General features: G+C 58.8%; 15 protein-coding genes. 3 read left to right on the top strand and 12 right to left on the bottom strand.

Annotated features, from left to right (window positions below; all coding sequences use genetic code 11):
* Nucleotides 1–148: 148 nt before the first annotated feature.
* From fabG to PG896_RS01425, 7 genes are all read right to left on the bottom strand, one after another.
* Nucleotides 149–883, bottom strand: a complete 735-nt coding sequence (fabG, locus tag PG896_RS01455) for a 3-oxoacyl-ACP reductase FabG (protein WP_039041169.1) — start codon at nucleotides 881–883, stop codon at nucleotides 149–151.
* Nucleotides 884–896: 13 nt separating this feature from the next.
* Nucleotides 897–1,832: an ACP S-malonyltransferase gene (gene fabD / locus PG896_RS01450; RefSeq protein ID WP_010674741.1), complete on the bottom strand. Its 936-nt coding sequence runs from the start codon at nucleotides 1,830–1,832 to the stop codon at nucleotides 897–899.
* Nucleotides 1,833–1,898: 66 nt separating this feature from the next.
* On the bottom strand, nucleotides 1,899–2,858 hold the full coding sequence (locus PG896_RS01445; protein ID WP_010674740.1) for a beta-ketoacyl-ACP synthase III: 960 nt from the start codon (nucleotides 2,856–2,858) through the stop codon (nucleotides 1,899–1,901).
* Between the two features lie 6 nt (nucleotides 2,859–2,864).
* Nucleotides 2,865–3,884, bottom strand: a complete 1,020-nt coding sequence (plsX, locus tag PG896_RS01440; protein WP_045524864.1) for a phosphate acyltransferase PlsX — start codon at nucleotides 3,882–3,884, stop codon at nucleotides 2,865–2,867.
* Between the two features lie 9 nt (nucleotides 3,885–3,893).
* On the bottom strand, nucleotides 3,894–4,061 hold the full coding sequence (gene rpmF / locus PG896_RS01435) for a 50S ribosomal protein L32 (protein ID WP_005300935.1): 168 nt from the start codon (nucleotides 4,059–4,061) through the stop codon (nucleotides 3,894–3,896).
* Between the two features lie 20 nt (nucleotides 4,062–4,081).
* Nucleotides 4,082–4,603 carry a 23S rRNA accumulation protein YceD gene (yceD, locus tag PG896_RS01430; protein ID WP_029314532.1) on the bottom strand — a complete coding sequence of 174 codons (522 nt, stop codon included), beginning with the start codon at nucleotides 4,601–4,603 and terminating at the stop codon, nucleotides 4,082–4,084.
* Nucleotides 4,604–4,799: 196 nt separating this feature from the next.
* On the bottom strand, nucleotides 4,800–5,363 hold the full coding sequence (locus tag PG896_RS01425) for an START domain-containing protein (protein WP_406568991.1): 564 nt from the start codon (nucleotides 5,361–5,363) through the stop codon (nucleotides 4,800–4,802).
* 249 nt (nucleotides 5,364–5,612) lie between these two features.
* Between PG896_RS01425 and PG896_RS01420 the strand changes: the two genes are divergently transcribed.
* The gene (locus PG896_RS01420) at nucleotides 5,613–6,194 is read left to right on the top strand and encodes a Maf family protein (RefSeq protein ID WP_113978916.1); all 582 of its coding nucleotides are present in this window, start codon (nucleotides 5,613–5,615) and stop codon (nucleotides 6,192–6,194) included.
* Between the two features lie 52 nt (nucleotides 6,195–6,246).
* Here the strand turns inward: PG896_RS01420 and rluC are convergent, their stop codons facing one another.
* The gene (gene rluC, locus PG896_RS01415; RefSeq protein WP_204509413.1) at nucleotides 6,247–7,191 is read right to left on the bottom strand and encodes a 23S rRNA pseudouridine(955/2504/2580) synthase RluC; all 945 of its coding nucleotides are present in this window, start codon (nucleotides 7,189–7,191) and stop codon (nucleotides 6,247–6,249) included.
* A 414-nt stretch (nucleotides 7,192–7,605) separates the two neighbouring features.
* On the opposite strand from rluC, the gene rne reads away from it, so the two are divergent.
* Complete coding sequence (gene rne, locus PG896_RS01410; RefSeq protein ID WP_113978919.1) at nucleotides 7,606–10,731, top strand: ribonuclease E; 3,126 nt, start codon at nucleotides 7,606–7,608, stop codon at nucleotides 10,729–10,731.
* 659 nt (nucleotides 10,732–11,390) lie between these two features.
* Here rne and PG896_RS01405 read toward each other — a convergent pair.
* The 4 genes from PG896_RS01405 to apbC form a co-directional block, all read right to left on the bottom strand.
* Nucleotides 11,391–12,863, bottom strand: coding sequence for an inorganic phosphate transporter (locus tag PG896_RS01405; protein ID WP_029314527.1), 1,473 nt, complete (start codon nucleotides 12,861–12,863; stop codon nucleotides 11,391–11,393).
* Between the two features lie 321 nt (nucleotides 12,864–13,184).
* Nucleotides 13,185–13,766, bottom strand: coding sequence for a dCTP deaminase (gene dcd / locus PG896_RS01400; protein ID WP_045524859.1), 582 nt, complete (start codon nucleotides 13,764–13,766; stop codon nucleotides 13,185–13,187).
* A gap of 63 nt (nucleotides 13,767–13,829) precedes the next feature.
* Nucleotides 13,830–14,474 (bottom strand): uridine kinase, encoded by a 645-nt coding sequence (gene udk / locus PG896_RS01395; protein ID WP_010674731.1) that lies wholly within the window; start codon nucleotides 14,472–14,474, stop codon nucleotides 13,830–13,832.
* Between the two features lie 108 nt (nucleotides 14,475–14,582).
* Entirely contained in the window at nucleotides 14,583–15,665 is a 1,083-nt protein-coding gene (apbC, locus tag PG896_RS01390; protein WP_109112458.1) for an iron-sulfur cluster carrier protein ApbC, read from the bottom strand.
* A gap of 185 nt (nucleotides 15,666–15,850) precedes the next feature.
* On the opposite strand from apbC, the gene metG reads away from it, so the two are divergent.
* Nucleotides 15,851–17,884, top strand: a complete 2,034-nt coding sequence (gene metG, locus PG896_RS01385; RefSeq protein ID WP_041215171.1) for a methionine--tRNA ligase — start codon at nucleotides 15,851–15,853, stop codon at nucleotides 17,882–17,884.
* Nucleotides 17,885–18,046 lie beyond the last annotated feature (162 nt).

The raw sequence follows: 18,046 nt of genomic DNA, 5'->3' as shown, positions 1-18,046 counted from the left end.
TTTCCTTTAAAAATACGCTATTGCGTCTGGTTGGGGTAGTGTATTCAATTGACGTGAGTTTGCAAGTGACTTGCCGCTGGTCAAACCACGAAATTCGCCAAACTTCGGCGTATTATCGCAAATTTGAACAGAACTCACGACAAATTGATTACACCATGTACATCCCGCCATTAACATGCAGGGTTTCGCCGGTAATATAGGCGGCATCATCCGATGCCAAGAATACCACAGCGGCAGCAATTTCTTTCGGATCGCCCAAACGTGCAGCAGGCACCTGATTCATGATGCCGGCGCGCTGCTCTTCATTGAGCGCCTTGGTCATGTCGGTCTCGATGAAACCGGGAGCAACCGCATTCACCGTGATGCCACGAGATGCCACTTCACGGGCCAGCGACTTGGTAAAGCCAACCAGACCCGCCTTGGCAGCAGCATAGTTGACCTGACCGGCGTTGCCCATGGTGCCGACTACGGAACCGATGCTGATGATGCGACCGTTACGTTTTTTCATCATGGCACGCAATACCGGCTTGCTCAGACGGTACAGGGAGGTGAGATTGGTGTCGATGATCTCGTTCCACTCGTCATCCTTCATCCGCATCAGCAGGTTGTCGCGGGTGATGCCGGCGTTGTTGATCAGGATGTCGATGTCGCCAAAACGCGCCTTGATGGCGGCGAAGACGGTTTCGATAGATTCCTGACTGGTCACGTTCAGTGCCATGCCGCAGCCTTGCTCACCCAGGTAAGCACTGATCGCTTCGGCGCCGCTCTCGCTGGTCGCAGTACCCACGACCTTGGCACCACGAGCAGCAAACGTCTCCGCAATCGCACGACCAATGCCACGGCTGGCACCAGTGACCAACACAACCTTATCGGTAAAACTCATGACTTGCTCCTGTTTACTTGATCTGGGCCAGCGCCTGCTCGAACGAGGCGGCGTCGTTGGCGTGAATACCTTCCACTCGCGCATCGATACGCTTGGCCAGGCCGGTCAATACCTTGCCCGGGCCCATCTCGATTTCGAGGGTAACACCGTCGTTTGCCATGCGCTCTACCGTTTCAGTCCAGCGAACCGGGCTGAACAGCTGACGCACCAAGGCTTGCTTGATGGCGGCAGGATCCTGCTCACAAGAGACGTCAACATTATTGATGACGGCGATGGCAGGAACCTTGATCTCGATCCCATCCAGGGCGGCGGCCAGCTTTTCTGCGGCCGGTTTCATCAGGGCGCAGTGGGAGGGCACGGAGACCGGCAGCGGCAGGGCACGCTTGGCACCTGACTCTTTCATCAGCACGTTGGCACGCTCGACCGCCTCTTTGTGGCCGGCGATGACCACCTGACCCGGAGAGTTGAAGTTGACCGGAGAAACCACCTGCCCCTGGGCCGCTTTCTCACAGTTGGCAGCGATGCTTTCGTTGTCCAGACCGATGATGGCAGCCATGGCGCCAGTGCCTTCCGGTACGGCTTCCTGCATGGCCAAACCACGCAGCTCGACCAGCTTGACGGCATCGGCAAACGCCAGCGCGCCGCTGCACACCAGGGCGGAGTATTCCCCCAGGCTGTGGCCGGCCATCACGGCAGGGGTTACCCCGCCTTGTTGTTGCCACAGGCGCCACAGCGCGACGGAGGCGGTCAACAGCGCTGGCTGGGTACGCCAGGTTTTGTTGAGATCCTCGGCCGGGCCTGCCATCACCAGGGCAAACAGGTCATAGCCCAGCACCTGGCTCGCCTCGGCGAAGGTCTCTTTAATCACTGCGTGTTGCTCGGCCAGCTCGGCCAGCATGCCGACGCTCTGGGAGCCTTGTCCCGGGAAGGCAATGGCAAATCGGGTCATCATTGATTCCTTTAAGGTAAGACGAATTCGGTAAGCGGGCGCCCGAGGACCGGGCACCGCTCGGTATCAGAGGCGAACCAGCGCAGAGCCCCAGGCAAAACCGCCGCCGAAGGCTTCCAGCAGGACCAGCTGGCCGGGTTTGATGCGACCATCGCGCACCCCTTCATCGAAGGCGATGGGCACGGAGGCCGCGGAGGTATTGCCATGACGATCCAGGGTCAGGATCACCTTGTCGAGCCCCATGCCGAGTTTCTTGGCGGTGGCATTGATGATGCGGAAGTTGGCTTGATGGGGCACCAGCCAGTCCAGCTCGCTCGGCTCGACGTTGGCCGCAGCCAGGGTTTCGGTCACGATCTCGCTAAGGCGTGTCACCGCCACCTTGAAGACATCGTTGCCCTTCATGTACATGTAGGCTTCGAGCTCAGCACCCGGCATGCCGCGACGGGGCTGCGGCAGTTTGAGCAGCTCGCCATAACGGCCATCGGCATGCAGATGGGTGGAGAGGATCCCAGGAGTGTCGCTGGCACCGATGACCACGGCCCCTGCCCCATCCCCGAACAGGATGATGGTGCCGCGATCCTCGGGATCGCACATGCGTGACAGCACGTCCGCACCGACAACCAGCACGTGGCGAGCAGCGCCGGATTTGACGAACTGATCGGCGATGGCGAGAGCATATGTAAAGCCGGCACAGGCGGCGGCTACGTCAAACGCCGGGATCCCCGGTACGTCAAGCAGCCCCTGCAGTTCACAGGCAGCAGCTGGGAAGGCATTCTCTGCGCTGGTAGTGGCCAGCACTATCATGTCCAGATCGGCGGCAGTCAGACCTGCCGCATCAAGCGCACGCAAGGCCGCCTGATGAGAAAGGGTCGCGACGGTTTCGTCGGCTCCGGCGATACGGCGTTCACGGATCCCGGTGCGTTCCACGATCCATTCGTCACTGGTTTCAACCATCTGTTCAAGATCGGCGTTGGTACGAACCGAACTCGGCAGATAACTGCCAGTACCCAGAATTTTGCTATGCATAGAGTTTTATAAATCCCTGTCGGAAAAGACAGATTCAAGGCGATCTGCAATTTGCAATGGAAGTTGATGTCTGGCTTCTTGTGCGGCCAGCAGAATCGCATGACACAGAGCGCGGCGCTCGGCCCGCCCATGGCTTTTTACCACAATGCCGCGCAATCCTAACAGACTCGCGCCATTATACTGGTCGGGGTTCAGGTAAGAGAAACGCCGTTTGAACATAAATCCGGCGAGTCGACCAAGAAAACTGCGTTTTTTGCGCGGATATCCGGCCAGTTCGGCCATCATCCGCACCACCCCCTCCGCGGTCTTGAGCGCCACGTTGCCCACGAAACCGTCGCAGACGATCACGTCGCACTCGCCGCTGAAGATCCTGTCCCCCTCAATGAAACCGACAAAATTCAGGGCGGAGCATTGGCGCAGCAACTCGGCGCTGTGGCGCACCAGGTCGTTGCCCTTGATCTCCTCCTCCCCTACGTTGAGCAGTGCCACTCTGGGTGAAGGTATCCCCTCCACCTTCTCTGCGACTACGGCGCCCATCACGGCAAATTGCAGCAGGGTGTCGGCATCGCAGCTCACGTTCGCACCCAGATCCAGCATCACGGTCCGCTTTCCACTCAATGTGGGCAGCGCCTTGATGAGGGCTGGCCGGTCAACACCGGGCAAGGATTTGAGCACGCACTTGGCCATGGCCATCAAGGCACCGGTGTTGCCTGCACTGACACAGGCATCGGCAGCGCCGCTCTTGACCAGATCCAGGGTCACGCGCATGGAGGAGTCTTTCAGGGTACGTAGCGCCACGATAGGCTTTTCGCCCATGCCCACGACCTGGGAGGCATGCACGAGACGAACGCGAGGGTGATTAAGCAGGCCATGTTGCTGCAGAAGAGGGGCAGTCTGGTGTTGATCACCGACCAGAACAAGTTTTAGCTGGGGTAGAAGAGACAGTGCCTGCACGGCGGCAGGCACTGTTTCCGAGGGGCCGATATCTCCCCCCATTATGTCTAGCGCGACAGTTTGCGTAGACAAAGGCAATCCTTAAGCGATTACCTTTTTACCGCGGTAGAAACCATCGGCAGTCACGTGGTGACGACGATGAATTTCGCCACTGGTCTGATCAACAGTCAGGGCAGCGGTGGTCAGCGCATCGTGGGAACGACGCATGCCACGCTTGGCGCGGGTTTTACGGTTCTGTTGTACGGCCATGGTAGGCTAACTCCTAAAATTCACTTACGTTTGAGCGCTTCAAGAACTGCAAAGGGATTCGGCCGCTCATCAGCAGGTTCGATTTCACCCCAGGTCATCTCCATGTTTCCTCTGGGACACACATCCACCGGATGCATGGCTACTTGAGGCAACGAGAGGATGAGTTCATCCTCCAGGATTTGATGAAGATCTATCTCGCCGTTTTCGTCCAACTCAATGGGCTCATAAGCTTCCGGCAGTTCTTCCTCGTTTGTTCTTTCGAACAGCGGAGTGTAAATAAAACTAGCTTCACAAAGGTGTTCAAACGTCTCACCACAACGCTGGCAAACCAGGTCGACCTTGGCATGGGCAGTGCCTTTCATAACGGTCAACTTCTGGACATCTTTGCCAAAGTGCAGTGTGACATCCACATCACTTCGCAAGCCTTCGGTTGATTCCTCCAGCCTGGGCATCTGCGACTTTTCCACTATCCCGACATAATCGAGTAGCTTCAAGGCATTACGGACTGGATCAACCTTAACGGGCAACTTCACCTTTTGCATAGGGCGCGAATATTATAGGTCCAACAAGGGATAGTCAAAGGAAAAAGTCCTTACCGCCGATGATTTTACCTTCACAGGCCCCTGCAAGAGGAACTTGTGCTCATCGGTGGCCGATTATGCCATATCGTGCAGGATCTAGCACAGGATCCTGTTCCCCTCCCCTGTCTGTCCACCGGATGTGCTCCTTGGTGTCTCATCAGGTGGCAGAACAGCGCGGGTCGCTCCCCAGCAGGCCTGATGTCGCAGCCACTCTGGGCTCGGCTTCCATCAGTCGGCGTATGGCTTTGAAACTGCCCACGGCAGCCTTGATGGCAATGGGATTGACCAGCCAGCCCGGCAAGTTGTTGCCCGGGTTGGTATAGGTTTCGAGCCGAACGAGTGTGCTGCCATCCCGTTGGGGTAGCGCCTCCCACCGTCCGGCGCTTTCCTGGATCCGGAACAGCCCTGCATGCAATGGCAGGGCATTCGGCTCTGCCCACACCTCGAGAGTCAGGCCGCAATCGATGCGTCGACTCAAATGGGAGCGGGTGATGAGCTCCCTGTCTTGCACCGGCCAGGGAGACGCCAGGCGGGTATAGACCAGATCATCGTCGGGACCAGATCTGGCCAGCACCCTGACTTCACGGCTCTGGGGCAACCACTCTTCATGGCGCGCCGTGTTGCGCAGCACCGTTATCAGCGTGCCAGGATCGGCATTCACGCGCATCTCCAGACGTAAGGCCTGAAAAGAGGTCGGAGGATGTGGCTGGGTCCAAAGCATCACCCCCTCATCCCCCTGACGAAGTTGCCATGTTCCTGCCCAGCTGGCGAAGGAGATCAGTGCCATGACCAAGGCCGCATATCGTGTCATCACGCTCAATTCCGATCTCTTGTGTTTGTGCTGTGGTTCCATCAGCATGCATGCTTCCCGCTAATTAGGCGAGTCCCGCTCTAGACATCTCCTGTTTGCGTGGCCCCATCTGCACAGATAGAATCAACCAATTGATTTATAAATGGATATCATCAAAACATGCAGCCTTCCTTGATCCTCGCGTCCACCTCGTCCTACCGCAAGACCTTGCTGGAAAAACTCGGTCAGCCATTTCACTGTGCTGCGCCTCAAGTCGATGAGACAGCGCGACACGGAGAGACCGCGGAAGCCCTGGTCAGCAGATTGGCGTTTGCCAAGGCGAGTGCGGTTGCTGCTGATCGTGATCAAGGATTGATCATCGGTTCAGATCAGGTGTGCGTCTGTGACGGGCAGATCCTCGGCAAGCCCGGCACGGCGGAAAAGGCGGTCGAGCAGTTGCTGCAGGCCCAAGGCAAGCGCGTCATCTTTTACACCGGGCTGTGCGTGATCAATGCTGCGAATGGCCATGCCGAGCAGCTCGTCGAGCCTTTCACCGTGCATTTTCGCTCGCTCGACGAAGCCGCTATCCGTCGCTATGTGGAGGTCGAACGTCCTCTGGATTGTGCCGGCAGCTTCAAATGCGAGGGAATGGGCATCGTCTTGTTCAAGGCGCTGGAGGGGCGCGATCCCAATACCCTTGTCGGTCTTCCCCTGATAGGCTTGGTTGATCTCCTGGGTCGCCACGGCCTGGCTCTGCCATAACAAGAACTCTGCCATGAAAAACGGGAGCCAAGGCTCCCGTTTTTCATGGCTGTCAGCGTGGCAGCTTGGCGAGAAACGCCTCAAGTTCCGGTGACAATGGTGCTTCCACCTGGATCTCCCGATCATCCACCGGATGAGTAAAGGTGAGCTTCCAGGCGTGCAGGAACAGACGCTTTAGCCCCTGCCCTCGCATCTTTTCATCAAAACCGGCCTCACCATATTTGTCATCGCAGGCGATGGGATGGCCGGCGTGCTGGGTGTGGACACGGATCTGGTGAGTACGGCCAGTGATGGGGCTGCACTCGACCAGGGTCGCCTCGGCAAACTGACGTGCAATCCGGAACCGGGTCTCGGAGGGCTTGCCATCGCTGCTGACCCGTACCACCCGCTCGCCGGATTGCAGATCATTTTTGCGAAGTGGCGCATTGACCACCTTGACGTGGGGTTGCCACTGGCCGCGCACCAGCGCCAGATACTGCTTGCGCATGGTCTTGACCCGCAGCTGCTCGTGCAGGCTGCGCAGAGCACTGCGCTTCTTGGCAACCAGCAGTACGCCGGAGGTGTCGCGATCCAGCCGGTGCACCAGTTCGAGGAAACGGGCTTCGGGGCGCAGGGCACGCAGCCCTTCGATGACGCCAAAACTGAGGCCGCTGCCGCCGTGCACTGCCATGCCGGACGGCTTGTTGAGCACTATCATGGCGTCGTCTTCAAACAGGATCTGGCTCTCCAGACGCTGGATGCTGCCGAGGTTGGCAGAAGGCAACTCATTCTTCTCGGCCACACGCACGGGGGGCACCCGCACCTCGTCACCGGCACAAAGCTTGTATTCCGGTTTGATGCGCTTCTTGTTGACCCGCACCTCCCCTTTTCGAAGGATGCGATAAATCAGGCTCTTGGGGACGCCCTTTAACTGAGTCTTGAGAAAATTGTCGATGCGCTGCCCGTCATGCTCAGCTTCGATGGTGAGCAGCTGCACTTGTTGATGTATCTGTGTCATGGCGCGGATTTTAACACCGCCGACAGCCCTTGGCTGCATGCTTTGTTAAAAAATGGCGTCTTGCTATAAAAGTGGTTTAAATGGGATAATAAACAAGGTTTTGTCATTGTGTTCAAGCCTTGTACTAAGTGGCCAAAATGTATGCCACCCAATCCCGAAACACCGTGTATACAAGAACATGACGGTTCCCGGGTGCGAGGTACAACGCATGGAGAACACAAACAGAGCCGACGTAAATTGTCTCCACATCGGTATCCTTAATTCACGCCCTCTCGAGAAGGCTGAACCAGAGTGCCCTTAGTTTGCGCCTCATGCATACCCCAACCGGGAGGTTGCCCCAGCATGCTGAAGACCCGAGGCCGGCGCCGGCAGGACCCAGTGGAGGAATCAAAATGACAAAATAATGAGAACTCAATGAAAAGAATGCTAATCAACGCGACTCAGGAAGAAGAGTTGCGCGTAGCGCTGGTTGACGGACAACAGCTCTACGATTTGGATATTGAAAGTCCGGGACACGAGCAGAAAAAAGCGAACATTTACAAGGGCAAGATCACCCGAGTAGAACCCAGTCTCGAAGCTGCTTTTGTTGACTATGGCGCCGAACGCCACGGTTTCCTGCCGTTAAAGGAAATCGCCCGCAATTACTTCCCCTCCGGTTACTCCTATCAGGGTCGTCCCAATATCAAAGAAGTGGTCCGCGAAGGCCAGGAAGTGATTGTCCAGATCGACAAGGAAGAGCGTGGTACCAAGGGTGCAGCCCTCACCACCTTCATCAGTCTGGCTGGCAGCTACCTGGTGCTGATGCCGAACAACCCCCGTGCCGGCGGCATCTCCCGTCGCATCGAGGGTGACGAGCGGACCGAGCTGAAGGAAGCCCTGAGCGGACTGACCGTGCCGGACGGCATGGGCCTCATCGTGCGCACTGCCGGTGTGGGCAAGTCCCCGGAAGAGCTGGAGTGGGATCTGAACGTTCTGCTCAATCACTGGGACTCCATCCACAAGGCGTCACAACAACGTTCCGCTCCGGTGCTCATTCACCAGGAGAGCAACGTCATCGTGCGCGCCATCCGTGACTATCTGCGTCGCGATGTGGGCGAGATCCTGATCGACAACCCGGTCATCTTCGAGCGCGCCAAGTCGCATATCGAGCTGGTCCGCCCCGATTTCCTCAATCGCGTGAAGCTGTACAAGGGCGATGTCGCCCTGTTCAACCACTTCCAGATCGAGAGCCAGATCGAATCGGCCTTCCAGCGCGAAGTGCGCCTGCCCTCCGGCGGCAGCATCGTCATCGACCCGACTGAAGCACTGACCTCCATCGATATCAACTCCTCCCGCGCCACCAAGGGCGGCGATATCGAAGAGACCGCCCTGCAGACCAACCTGGAAGCGGCCGACGAGATCGCCCGCCAGCTGCGCCTGCGTGACCTGGGTGGCCTGATTGTCATCGACTTCATCGACATGACCCCGGTTCGCAATCAGCGCGAAGTGGAAAACCGTCTGCGTGAAGCTGTGCATCAGGATCGTGCCCGCATCCAGCTGGGCCGTATCTCCCGTTTCGGTCTGCTGGAGATGTCTCGCCAGCGTCTGCGTCCCTCCCTCAACGAGTCCAGCAGCCATATCTGCCCCCGTTGCCAGGGTCAGGGGGTCATCCGTGACAATGAATCCCTCGCCCTGTCCATCCTGCGTCTCATCGAAGAAGAGGCCATGAAGGACAATACCGAGCAGGTGCATGCCCAGGTGCCGGTCGATGTGGCCGCCTATCTGCTCAACGAGAAGCGTACCTCCATCGCCAATCTGGAACAGCGCAATGATGTACGTGTCTACATCATTCCGAACCAGCATCTGGAAACCCCGCACTACGAAGTGACCCGCATCCGTCAGAACGAGATCCCGGAAGCGGCCAGCTACGAGCTCAAAACCGAGATTGCCAAGCCGGTCTATCAGCCGCGCCAGGCTCAGGTAGTCGAGCGTGAACAACCGCTGCTGCAAGGGTTTGCCCCGGCTCCTCAGCCGGTTGCGCCCGCCGCTCCGGCTCCTGTTGCGACTCCCGCTCCGGTTGCAGAACAAGTCGGCTTCTTTGGCAAGCTGGCCAAGGCCTTCTCCGGCCTGTTCGGTGCCTCTTCCGATGCGGCTCCGGCCGAGGTGAAGGCGCCTGCCGACAAACCGGCCGCCCAGCGCGAAGCTCGCAAGGATGACGGGCACCGTCACCAGCGCGATGAATCCCGCAGCCGTGGTCAACGTGGTCGTCGCGACGACAACCGCGGCAGTCGCAATGCCGAGGCCGGCGAGAAGCGTGAAGGCGCAGCCAGCCGCGAGAGCAGTGATCGTAATCGTCGCCCGCGCAAAGAGCGGGAACCGCGCCAGGAACGGGAACCCCGTGGCGAAGTGCGCACCGAACAGCGCATGGAGCGTGAGCCTCGCGAACCCCGCCAGGAGCGCGAACCTCGTGCCCCGCGTCCGGCTCGTGAACCTCGCGCCCCCCGCGAACCCCGTGCCGAGGTGATCGTCGAGGCGGTTGATACCGTTGATACTGCGGTCACCAGCGCTGAACCGCGTCAGGAAAAAGAGCAAAAAGTGGCCGAGCGCCGCGAACGTCGCCAACTGCGCAAGCAGATCCGTGTCGATGTCGCCGCGACCGACACCCCTGCCCTGCCGACTGACGAGCAAATCATCGATGTCGCCGACGTGCAAGCCGCCGCTGAGCAGCAAGAAGAGCAAGGCGAAGGTCAGCGTCGTTCCCGCCGTACCCCGCGCAATCAGCGCATCGAAGGGCAACGTCGCAAGCGCATCAACGAAGAGGCTCGTGGCCAGCGTGAAGACGAAGCACAAGGTGAAGTGCAGCTGACTACCGCGGCCCAGGCCGATGCGGCTCAGGTGAAGGTGGAAGAACCGGTTGTGCCTGTCATCACCATTCCGAGCGCAGAAGCGGTTGCAGCCGCCCTGCAGGCCTCCGCCGCACTGACCGAACACGTGGTGGCTGAAGCCGTTGCTGAGGAAGCGGCAGAGCAAGCACTGACAGCCCAGGCTGTGGACGCGCCCTCCACTGACGAAGTTGAGCGGGCTGCGCAAGCAGACCCTGAACCCGTGGCCGAAGTGGCAGTTGTCGAACCCGAGATGGTCGAACCTATCGTCGACACCGCCTCTCATGACGAACCTGTCGCCGTGATCGATGCTGTCGAGCAGACCCAGCAAGTGGAGGCCATCCCAGAAGAGGTTGCACCGGTTGCTGAAGCGGCACCTGTCGTGATCGCTGAGGAGACGGCCACCGCCGAGGCGGAGGTCGTCGAGATGCCGGCTGCCGTGGTGCAAACCGAGCCAGCAACCAGCCCCGAAGTGAAGGTCAGCAAGGGTGCCGGTGTATTGGCCCGTGCCCGCAAGGCCTATGCCCCCATGGCAACGCCGGCTGCGGCGCCTGCCCCGACACCCCGTGAACCCGTGGAGTACGCTCCCCTGGTACGCAGCGAAGTCGTGACCTCCGGTCGCCACGGTGGCAGCACCGCTGCCAGCAACGTGGCAACCAGCCCGGCCGGTCGCCCCTGAGCAGACTCGTTAGTCTGAATAAAGAGCCACACAATGTGTGGCTCTTTTTTTGTCTCTTTTTTGGGGCTGACATCGCCTTGCTCTCCCCCCCTGCCCGTTCGATATCCGCCGCTTTCCCGATGTTCAGCGATCACACACACAGTCCAAGCAAGACGTGAATAACGCACCAGACAGAGGATTCATCTCTGTCAACGCACCACGACATGCTCTGGTTTGTCGATAAGGTCCGTGCGTTGACAGCATATGATGCCATTGGCAAACAGTCTGGCAGCGTTCCCCCTTTGGTTCACAGTCGGTGTGTTCAGTGGTGGCTGAGACAGCCCAAGTTGAACGGGAATGCCAGACATAGGGCGACCTGTGGCGCTCTTCACTCTCATCATTTCTGGTGAGGATCATAGACCCGTTGAACGCCCTCCCTTCAGCTTCACGTGCAAGGGTCGGCTCGTAACAAGGCGTCACACAGGCAGGTTCCCCTCACTGTGCACAACGAGTGGTTGAGGGATGTAGAGAAGCTAAAGAGGTGATAGATAATGTCATTCAACTTCTTGTCTGATGGCATATAGCTATTACTCATTGAACTATTGCCGCATGACGTGACATTCACCAGGCAACAAAAAAGGGCCCGAAGGCCCTTGTTTCATTTCCAATGACTGTCGCGCTTATCCGCCAAAGAGATGGTTGTTCAGCAGGAAGAGACCGCCGGAGAGCAGCATGGTGAGCGGCAACGTCAGCACCCAGGCCAGCAGAATGGTCTTGATGGTCTGGCTCTGCAGGCCGGACTTGTTGGCCACCATGGTCCCCGCCACCGCGGAGGAGAGAATGTGGGTGGTGGACACCGGCATCCCGGTCAGACTCGCAATCCCGATGGACGCGGCGGCCGTGATCTGGGCTGCAATGCCCTGGCTGTAGGTCATGCCGGAGGAACCAATCTTCTCCCCTACCGTGTAGACGATACGACGCCAGCCCACCATGGTGCCGCAACCGAGCGCCAGCGCGATGGACACGATGACCCAGGTCGGCGCATATTCGGCCGTGGCGGTCAGATCCTTGCGCCATTTGGCAAGATCGGTCAACTCCTTGGCCGGCAGCGGCAATTTGGAGACCTTGCGGGCAGTGTCGTCGATGCACAGCAGCAGGCGACGCACTTCGCGGCGATCCACCAGATTCATCTCCTCGTAGGTGCGCACTTGGCCCAGACGCTTGTCGAGGGTCGCCATGGCCTGCAGGGCCTCCCCTGCCGCACAGTGGCTCATCAGCTCCTCCTGGGCTTTGGCAGGGACACTGAAGTTCACCAGATGGGAGACCTGATCCTGGTTACGCTGGTAGATCTCCATAATGCGCTGGTTGGCATCCTGGGTTCTGTCCAGATCATAGGAGCGGCTGTTCATGTCCAGCGCAAAATAGGCAGGCGCCATGCAGATCAGCACCAGCATCACCAGACCGATGCCTTTCTGACCATCGTTGGAGCCGTGCACGAAGCTCACCCCCATTGCGGAACAAATCAGAGTGACACGTGCCCAGAACGGTGGATGCTTCTTGCCGTCCACCAGCAGGCGCTCTTCCGGGGTCTTGTGGATCTTGCTGCCAAGCCATACGCGCTTCATGGCGAACAGCAGCAGGGCGGCAATGATGAAGCCCACGGTGGGAGAGATGATGAGAGAGAGCATGATGTCGATGGCTTTGCCGACGTTGATACCCTCTTTCAGGGGTTGATGGCTGATCAGGGCATAGGCGCCGCCTACCCCCAGGATGGAACCGATCAGGGTGTGGGAGCTGGATGCCGGAATACCGAAGTACCAGGTTCCCAGGTTCCAGACGATGGCCGAGAACAGCAGGGAGAACACCATGATCAGACCCTGGGTGGAGTCCATGCCAAGCAGCAGATCGATGGGCAGCAGATGAACGATGGCGTAGGCCACCCCCAATCCACCCAGCATGACACCGGCGAAATTGAACAGACCGGAAGCCACCACCGCCATATGAGCCGGCATCGCCTTGGTATAGATAACCGTTGCTACCGCGTTGGCGGTATCGTGAAAGCCGTTGATGAATTCATAGGCCAGCACAAAAAAAACGGCCAATACCAAACCGATTGACCACCACAAACCCAAACCACTAAACATTTCAAACATAAAAACGAACCTGTTTATGAGTTGCGGCGGATTATGCCAGAAGGCTCGATGCGCCATACCCGTTGTTGAAATATTTCAGCAAAAAAAAAAAAGGGCATTCCGTCAGAAAATGTCTTAGGGCCTGTAGGAACGGGGCTTGTCGAGGATTAATTTAAGTCCATTCCATTGCTGTGGATAGGCGCCAATCAAAGCCTGAGCATGGCTCAATGTCCCGAAAAAGGCCGCTTTTCAACCCGCTCGGCACGCCCGTTTCCTTTTGTCAGATAAAAAAAGAGGGTGCCTTGGCACCCTCCTCGATAGACAAGCCGCACGGTGCGGGGATCAATCCTGGTTGATCCGGCTGGCCACAGCCCCTTGCTGACTCTTGTATTTGGCATTTTCCCGTTTGTTGTACGGGCGAGCCGCGGTACCTGACAGCATCTCGAAGTTCAGGGCACCGATCTTCATCTTGGGACGCAGGGCCAGAGGCAACTTGCCGCCGTTGTAAAACTCCAGCACGATGCGACCGGACCAGCCCGGATCGATGCGGTGGGCGGTGACGTGCACCATAAGGCCCAGGCGAGCCAGGGAGGAGCGACCATCCAGCCAGCCGACGATATCGGCGGGCAAGGTAACCGATTCATAGGTCACCGCCAGCGCCAGCTGACCCGGGTGCAGATAGAAGGCTTCACCGTCCGGCACGTGGATCTCCTCGCTCATCACCCGCTCGATGGCATCGGCCATCTCGATACTGGTACCGCCAAGGTCGATATAAGGCGCGGTATGATCGCGAAACACCCGAAACTCGTTGCCCAGCAGCACATCGACGCTGACGCCGCTGATCCGCTCAACACCGGGCCGCGGCTCGATGACGATCTTGCCTTCATCCAGGTGCCGTTCGATATCGGTATCACAAAGACGCATTCTGCGACTCTCCTGACAAAAGATTCATTAAAAAAAGCCGGGCATCACCCGGCTTGTTTTCTCTCAACCAATCAACATATGGCGGATACGCGCCTTGAGCATGTCGATGGCGATGCGGTTCTTGCCGCCACGGGGCACGATCACGTCGGCATACTGCTTGGACGGGTCGATGAACTGCATGAACATGGGACGCACAGTCTTCTGATACTGCTTGAGTACGGAGTCCATGGTACGACCGCGCTCCTGCACATCGCGCACCAGACGGCGCAGCAAACAGATGTCGAGCGGGGTATCCATGAAGATGGAGGCGTCCATCAGTTCGCGCAGGCGGCTGTCGGTCAACAGCAGTATCCCTTCGAGGATGATGACACGGCGCGGTGCAAAGGTAGTGACCTCGGTCATGCGCGTGTGCTCGGTATAGGAGTACTGGGGGATGTTGACCGCCTCCCCTTGCGTCAGCTGGGTCAGATGCTGCACCAGCAGATCGTGATCCAGGGCATTGGGGTGGTCATAGTTGGTCTTGACCCGCTCTTCCATGGTCAGGTGGGTCTGATCACGGTAGTAGCAATCCTCGGTGATCACACCAATCTGACCCGCTCCCAGCTCGGCCACCAGCTCTTCATAGATGGTTTGGGCGATAAGACTCTTGCCGGACGCGGATGCACCAGCAATACCGATGATCACGCAGGAATGTTGAGTATCAGACATTGAAAATACCTAAAGAGAAGAGCACTGGGGATTGTTTAAACCGATCCATTATATGAAAAAGGGGTGGCCATGCCCACCCCAAATCCGTCCCCCTTGGCCGAACGCCGATTATTCGTCCAGCGCCACCGTGTAGAGCGGGGTCGCAATCGGTTTTGCGCTGAAATAGAGCTCGGCCCCTACCCGGCGAGCCAGTTTCAGGTAAGTCTGTGACAGCTCGCCATCCGGCGCACCGAACACGGTGGGGCAGCCTTCATCCATGTGCTGGCGAATGTCGATATGCAGCGGCAACTGACCAAGCAGCGCCACGTGATACTGCTCCGCCATCTTCTGACCACCGCCGGTACCGAACAACGGCTCGTGATGCCCGCAGGCGCTGCAGACGTGGTAACTCATGTTCTCGACGATGCCAAGCACAGGCACATTGACCTTGTTGAACATGGCGATCCCCTTGCGGGCATCTGCCAGCGCCACATCCTGGGGCGTCGTGACGATCACCGCCGCCGTGGTGGGCACCTGCTGGGCCAGCGTCAGCTGGATATCGCCGGTGCCCGGGGGCATGTCCACCACCAGGTAGTCCACCTCGCCCCAGCGGGTCTCGTGCAGGATCTGCCCGAGTGCCTTGCTCGCCATGGGACCGCGCCAGATGGTGGCATCCTGCTCGGCCACCAGATAACCGATGCTGTTGCTCTTGATGCCGCAGGCCATCACCGGCTCCATCAACTTGCCATCAAAGCTGACAGGGCGCTCCTTGAGGGTCCCCGTCATGGTCGGGATGGAGGGGCCATAGATGTCCGCATCCAGCAGGGCGACCCGCGCCCCCTCTTTTTGCAGCGCCAGCGCCAGGTTGACCGCGGTAGTGGACTTGCCCACCCCTCCCTTGCCGGAGGCAACCACCAGGATATTGCGGATCCCCTGTACCGCCGCCAGTTGCTGCGCGCGGGGCATGCTGGCCACGTCTATCTCCCCCGTCCAGTCGATGCGGGTCGCACCGGTTGCGCTGCGCAGCCGGGCATCGAACTCCTCTTTGATCTGTTCAAACAGGGACTGGCCGGCAAAGGGCAGCACCAGCGTGATGGCCAGGGTCTGTTCGTGCCGCTCGACGGAACGCACAAAACCGGCCGCGACCAGATCCTTGCCCCATCCTGCCGGCTTAAATTCGGCCAGGATCTGTTTTACTGAATCAATCACCATTAACTCCCCATTATGTTGTCGTTATGCTGAGGTGAACGGTTACCGCACATAAATCAGTGGCTTGCCGACGTCATCGTGATGCCGCCAGTCAGGGCACCGGGGGCCACAACCCTAGGCAGGCCGCCCCCAATTCGGGTAACATGCACGGCACTGTATCATCCCAACAGGCACATAAAGAACGTATTATGGCAACTGATCCTCGTAGAATGCTGGTAACCTGCGCCCTCCCCTATGCCAACGGCTCCATCCATCTCGGCCACATGCTGGAACACATCCAGGCCGATATCTGGGTTCGTTATCAGCGAATGCGTGGCCATCAGGTGCATTTCGTCTGTGCCGACGATGCCCACGGTACGCCCATCATGCTCAAGGCTCAGCAGATGGGGATCTCGCCGGAAGAGATGATTGCCGCCGTCTCCCAGGAGCACCAGGGGGATTTTGCCGGTTTCAACATCAGCTTCGACAACTACCACTCCACCCACAGCGACGAGAACCGCGAGCTGGCGGGCGTGATCTATGGCCGCCTCAAAGAGTCCGGCAAAATCAAGATCCGCACCATCTCCCAACTGTTCGATCCGGAAAAATCCATGTTCCTGCCGGATCGCTTCGTCAAGGGCACCTGCCCCAAGTGCAAGTCCCCCGATCAGTACGGTGACAACTGCGACGCGTGCGGCGCCACCTACAGCCCGACCGAGCTGATTGATCCGAAATCCGCCGTCTCCGGTGCGACCCCGGTGATGAAGGACTCAGAACACTACTTCTTCGACCTGCCCCAGTTCGAAGCCTGGCTCGCCGACTGGGTACGCGGCTCCGGCGCCATCCAGGAAGAGATGGCCAACAAGATGCAAGAGTGGTTCGAAAGCGGCCTGCAGCAGTGGGACATCACCCGTGACGCCCCCTACTTCGGCTTCGAAATTCCCGGTGCCCCCGGCAAGTACTTCTATGTCTGGCTGGACGCCCCCATCGGCTACATGGCGTCGTTCAAGAACCTGTGCAACAAGCGCGGCGACATCGACTTCGACAGCTACTGGAAAGCGGACTCCGACGCCGAGCTCTATCACTTCATCGGCAAGGACATCGCCTACTTCCACTGCCTGTTCTGGCCGGCCATGCTGGAAGGCGCGAACTTCCGCAAGCCGACCAAGGTCAACGTGCACGGCTATGTGACCGTCAACGGCGCCAAGATGTCCAAGTCCAAGGGCACCTTCATCAAGGCGTCCACCTATCTCAAGCACCTAGATCCGGAGTGCCTGCGTTACTACTACGCCGCCAAGCTCAACAGCCGCATCGACGATCTGGACTTGAACCTCGAAGACTTCGTCTCCCGCGTCAACGCCGATGTGGTCAACAAGCTGGTCAACCTGGCCTCTCGCAACGCCGGCTTTATCGCCAAGCGTTTTGACGGCAAGCTGGCCGCCACCTGCGCCGAGCCCGCACTCTACGCCGAGTTTGCCAACGCCAGCGCCAGCATCGCCGAAGCCTATGAAGCGCGCGAATTCAGCCGAGCCATCCGCGAGATCATGGCCCTGGCCGACAAGGCCAACCGCTATGTGGACGACAAGGCTCCCTGGGTCATCGCCAAGCAGGAAGGGGCGGATGCCGAGCTGCAAGCCGTCTGCTCCGTCGGCATCAACCTGTTCCGCGTGCTGATGGCCTACTTGAAGCCCGTCATGCCGCAACTGGCCGAGCGCGCCGAAGCCTTCCTCGGCGAGACCCTGACCTGGGACGGCATCGCCGCCCCTCTGGTCGACCACGGCGTCGCTCCCTTCAAGGCGCTCTTCTCCCGCATCGAGTCCGCCAAGGTGGATGCCATGGTGGAAGCGTCCAAGGAAGATCTCGCCAAGGAGCAGAGCAAGAAACCGGCAGGCCCCCTGGTGGACGATCCCATCAGCGAGACCATCACCTACGACGACTTTGCCAAGATTGACCTGCGGGTGGCGCTGATCAAAAAGGCCGAAGCGGTGCCGGAAGCCGAGAAGCTGCTGAAGTTGCAGCTGGACATCGGCGGCGAAACCCGTCAGGTGTTTGCCGGTATCAAGTCTGCCTACAACCCGGAAGATCTGGAAGGCAAGCTGACCGTGATGGTGGCCAACCTGGCCCCGCGCAAGATGCGCTTTGGCATGTCCGAAGGCATGGTGCTGGCGGCAGGTCCAGGTGGCAAGGATCTCTGGATCCTCGAGCCCCAGGAAGGTGCCCAGCCGGGCATGCGCGTGAAGTAATACGCCTCTTCCCGGACAGTCCCAATAAAAAGAGAGGCCAATGGCCTAATGCCAGTCAGTTAAGCCTGACTGGCATTGTTTTTACTAGGTTTTCTCGTCGCATACTTCTGTGGTTTGGCTTTGATGCACCTTGGGTAACTTCGTTCTCGGCGGGCGGGTAAC

It is taken from the genome of Aeromonas sp. QDB30, assembly GCF_027707645.1.
GTDB lineage: Bacteria > Pseudomonadota > Gammaproteobacteria > Enterobacterales > Aeromonadaceae > Aeromonas > Aeromonas caviae.
Note: the sequence above shows the minus strand (reverse complement) of the source record. Positions and strands in the feature narration are given on the sequence as shown.

Coding starts and splice junctions, on each gene's coding strand:
- fabG (WP_039041169.1), bottom strand. CDS start 883: ATGAGTTTTACCGATAAGGTTGTGTTGGTCACTGGTGCCAGCCGTGGC.
- fabD (WP_010674741.1), bottom strand. CDS start 1,832: ATGACCCGATTTGCCATTGCCTTCCCGGGACAAGGCTCCCAGAGCGTC.
- PG896_RS01445 (WP_010674740.1), bottom strand. CDS start 2,858: ATGCATAGCAAAATTCTGGGTACTGGCAGTTATCTGCCGAGTTCGGTT.
- rpmF (WP_005300935.1), bottom strand. CDS start 4,061: ATGGCCGTACAACAGAACCGTAAAACCCGCGCCAAGCGTGGCATGCGT.
- yceD (WP_029314532.1), bottom strand. CDS start 4,603: ATGCAAAAGGTGAAGTTGCCCGTTAAGGTTGATCCAGTCCGTAATGCC.
- PG896_RS01425 (WP_406568991.1), bottom strand. CDS start 5,363: ATGCTTTGGACCCAGCCACATCCTCCGACCTCTTTTCAGGCCTTACGT.
- PG896_RS01420 (WP_113978916.1), top strand. CDS start 5,613: ATGCAGCCTTCCTTGATCCTCGCGTCCACCTCGTCCTACCGCAAGACC.
- rluC (WP_204509413.1), bottom strand. CDS start 7,191: ATGACACAGATACATCAACAAGTGCAGCTGCTCACCATCGAAGCTGAG.
- rne (WP_113978919.1), top strand. CDS start 7,606: ATGAAAAGAATGCTAATCAACGCGACTCAGGAAGAAGAGTTGCGCGTA.
- PG896_RS01405 (WP_029314527.1), bottom strand. CDS start 12,863: ATGTTTGAAATGTTTAGTGGTTTGGGTTTGTGGTGGTCAATCGGTTTG.
- dcd (WP_045524859.1), bottom strand. CDS start 13,766: ATGCGTCTTTGTGATACCGATATCGAACGGCACCTGGATGAAGGCAAG.
- udk (WP_010674731.1), bottom strand. CDS start 14,474: ATGTCTGATACTCAACATTCCTGCGTGATCATCGGTATTGCTGGTGCA.
- apbC (WP_109112458.1), bottom strand. CDS start 15,665: ATGGTGATTGATTCAGTAAAACAGATCCTGGCCGAATTTAAGCCGGCA.
- metG (WP_041215171.1), top strand. CDS start 15,851: ATGGCAACTGATCCTCGTAGAATGCTGGTAACCTGCGCCCTCCCCTAT.